Raw genomic sequence first — 3,452 nt, forward strand, 5'->3', positions numbered from 1 at the left:
GCCGCTGCGGGTGCTCGATATCGGTGGCGGCCTCGGCCACCTGTCATTGTGGCTGGCCGAACGCGGGCATGACGTGACCTTCACGGAACCTGCCGCGCCAATGCTCGAAGGCGCCCGCCAGCGTTTCGCCGAGGCCGGGCAGACCGCGACATTCATCCAGGCACCGTGGCAGGCACTGCTCGGTCAACTCACCGAACCGTATGATCTGGTGATCTGCCACGCCGTACTCGAATGGCTGGCCGAACCCCATGCGATCCTGCCGGTGCTGCATCAACTGACCAGGCCCGGCGGCTGGTTGTCGCTGGCGTTCTACAACCGCGATGCCTTGATCTACCGCAACCTGCTCAAAGGCCATTTCAAGAAAATGCGCAAGAACAGCCTGGCCGGCGAAAAGCAGAGCCTGACGCCTCAGCAGCCGCTGGATCCGCGGGAACTGGCCACGCAACTCGCCGGCTTGTGGCAGGTCGAAACGCAAAGCGGGATCCGGGTTTTCCACGACTACATGCCGGTGGAATTCCAGGCCCGCGCCGAACTGGTGGACTTGCTGGAAATGGAGCTCGCCCACCGTCGTCACCCAAGCTTCGCCGGGCTTGGGCGTTACTTGCACTGGATCTGCCGGCCGATCTGATCGGAGCGCGACATGAAAGCTCAATCCGGGTTATTGCTGATGTGTCTGGGATTGGCTGCCTGCCAGGGCAGCAACCCTTACGTGGCGCAGTCGCGGCCCTTGCCCCCGGCGCCGGCGCAAGCGGCCAACACCTTTGATCGCAGCGCGTACCCGGCGCCGCCACGGGATTACGGGCGCTACCGCAGTTGGGCCTGGCTCAACGGCCAACTGCCGCCGGGCACGGCGTGGGCTGACTCGGCACAAGTGGCCGAAGCAGTGAGCAATGCGCTGGATCAGCGCGGCTTGCGCCCGTTGCACGACAAGCGTCCGGCCGATCTGTTGGTGAGCGCCAATCTGCGCCTGGAAACCCGTTTGCGTCAGGTGCAGGACGACTATGGTTATTACGGCAGTGGCTACGGCGGCTACGATCGTTATGGCCGCGGCTACGGCATGTACAACACCGTACCAATCGTGCGCACGTATCAGGAGCAGGTCGTGGTGGTGCAGGTCAATCTGTTCGACGCCGGCACCGGTCAACCGGTGTGGAGCGCCAGTGCCGAAACCGCCAACCAGGGCAGCCAACTCGTGCGCACCGATGCCATTCGCGAGGCGGTGGAAAAAGCCATGTCGACGTATCCACCGAGCTAATCTTCAAGTCAGCCTTTTTCGCAGGGTCATGTCTTCCACCGGAGAAATGCCATGTTCCGCCGTCTCGCTTTACTGGCCATGGCCGCGCTGCTCAGCGCCTGCGCCGCCAACCAGGTCAACCATGACTTTGATGCCAGCCGCGATTTCGCTGCCTACCGCAGCTGGGGCTGGAAAGAGCCCGCCCTGCAATATCGTCCCGATGATCCGCGAATCAAGAGCGACCTGACCGAGCAGCGTATCCGCCAGTCGGTTGCCGATCAGCTCGATCAACGTGGCTTGCGTCCGGCCGCCGCGGGGGCCAGGGGCGATTTGAATGTGCAGGCCTACCTGATCGTCGAAGATCGTCAGCAGCAAGTGACGACCAACTACGGCGGTGGTTGGGGTGGCCCGTGGAACGGTTACTGGGGCGCGCCGATGTACAACGAAACGCGCAACATCACTTATAAGGTCGCGACCATCCAGATTGATCTGCTCGACGGCAAGGACGGCAAACTGGTCTGGCGTGGCAGTGACGAGCAAATGCTCAGCAGCTCGCCGAATCCGCAGGAGCGCAGCAAGGCGATTCGCGAAACGGTCGGGCGGATCCTCGCCAACTATCCACCGCGCTAAGACGGCATAAAAACAACTCCCCTGTAGGTGCGAGCCTGCTCGCGATGGTGGACTCTCTGGCACTTTGTTGTTGAATGTGCCGCCGTTGTCGCGAGCAGGCGCACCCCTACAGGGTTTTGCGGTGTATGGAATGGCGCGTTGCCAGTAGTGGCTACTACACTCAATTGCACCCATGGAGGCAGCGCCCGGCAGTGGGCCGGCAAAGGAGTGCGCCATGTCGCCCCGTTCTCGTTTCAAAGGCCGCACCCGGCAACGCGGGGCGATCGGTCTGATGGCCGCGTTGACACTCGGACTGGCCCTGGTGTGCATGGTGCTGGTGGTCGACAGCGGCCGCTTGTACATGGAGCAGCGTCGCCTGCAGCGCGTGGTGGATGTGGCGGCCCTGGAAGCGGTATCGCGCCAGGGCGATTGCCTGGCGGGCACAACGGCTGCCACTTACGCTACCGCAAGCGCTGCGCGCAACGACTTCACGGTGGGCTCTGGGACAACCCTGACTGTGACCTGCGGCACCGTGCAGACCGGGGCGAACAACCTGCGGACGTTCAGCGCGAACGCTGCGCAAAAGCAAGCCATCAGCGTGGTTGCCACCCGCGTGGTGCCAACCAGCGTCGCCGCCGCCCTCTACGCCCTGTTCACACCGGGTTCGGTGTCCCCGACCACACGCCTTACGGCCACCGCCGTTGGTACTTATGCGGTGTTGCCACCGATCGCACAACTGACCCTCGGCACCACGGCGCTGACCATCGACGCCAGCAAATCGGCTGCCCTCAATGCGCTGATCGGGCAGATGCTCGGCGGTAATCTCAACCTGAGTGTGGCGGGCTGGCAGGGGTTGGTGAACACCAATATCAATGTGCTGAGCTACCTCAATCAGCTGGCACTGGACGTCAACGTTCAAGCCGGCAATTACACGCAACTGCTCGGCCAGAACATCCAGCTGACGCAACTGATCGACACCGCCATCAACGTGCTGACCCAGGGCGGCAAGACGGCCAGCGTGGCCGTCGACGGTCTGGTCGGGCTGCGAGCGGTGGTCGGCAATACCTCGGTGGTGCTCGGGCAACTGCTGCAATTGCAGACCGGCGCCACGTCTTCGGCGCTCAATGCCAATCTTCAAGTGTTCCAGTTGGTGGAAGCCTTCGTGCAACTGGCCAACAGTCAGAATGCGTTGGTGGCGAGCGTGCCGCTGAACATTCCGGGGCTGGTCAATGGTTCGGTCAAGGTCAAGGTCATCGAGCCGCCGCAACTGTCGGCATTCGGTAACCCGGCGCTGGCCAAGGCCGACCCGATGGGCGCCAACCGGATCTACGTGCGAACCGCGCAAGTCCGCACAGTGATTTCGTTGAACCTGCCATTGCTGACCGGCGTCACCGGCCTGGCCAATGCGATTGTCAGCGCGCCGCTGGTGGGCGGGCTGACCGATACCCTGAACAACCTGTTGCACCTGAACATTGCCGGCACCTTGAACTCGTTGTTCTGCACACTGGGAGGCACCTGCCAGCGGACCGACCTGAAAATCCTCCCGACCTCGACCATCGACATTGCACTGGATGTGGCGGCCGCCGACAGCCATGTCACCGATTACACC

At 62.9% G+C, this 3,452-nt stretch carries 4 protein-coding genes; all 4 read left to right on the top strand.

Annotated elements, in window-relative coordinates; all coding sequences use genetic code 11:
- On the top strand, positions 1 to 628 hold a 628-nt coding region (locus DBR24_RS03875; protein WP_128613948.1), incomplete at its 5' end, for a methyltransferase.
- 12 nt (positions 629 to 640) lie between these two features.
- On the top strand, positions 641 to 1,255 hold the full coding sequence (locus tag DBR24_RS03880) for a DUF4136 domain-containing protein (RefSeq protein WP_128613949.1): 615 nt from the start codon (positions 641 to 643) through the stop codon (positions 1,253 to 1,255).
- Positions 1,256 to 1,306: 51 nt separating this feature from the next.
- Positions 1,307 to 1,864, top strand: a complete 558-nt coding sequence (locus DBR24_RS03885; RefSeq protein ID WP_123471066.1) for a DUF4136 domain-containing protein — start codon at positions 1,307 to 1,309, stop codon at positions 1,862 to 1,864.
- 214 nt (positions 1,865 to 2,078) lie between these two features.
- The coding region (locus DBR24_RS03890) for a pilus assembly protein TadG-related protein (protein WP_128613951.1) at positions 2,079 to 3,452 on the top strand (1,374 nt) is incomplete at its 3' end.

The organism is Pseudomonas sp. HMWF006 (genome assembly GCF_003061205.1).
Classification (GTDB): domain Bacteria; phylum Pseudomonadota; class Gammaproteobacteria; order Pseudomonadales; family Pseudomonadaceae; genus Aquipseudomonas; species Aquipseudomonas monsensis.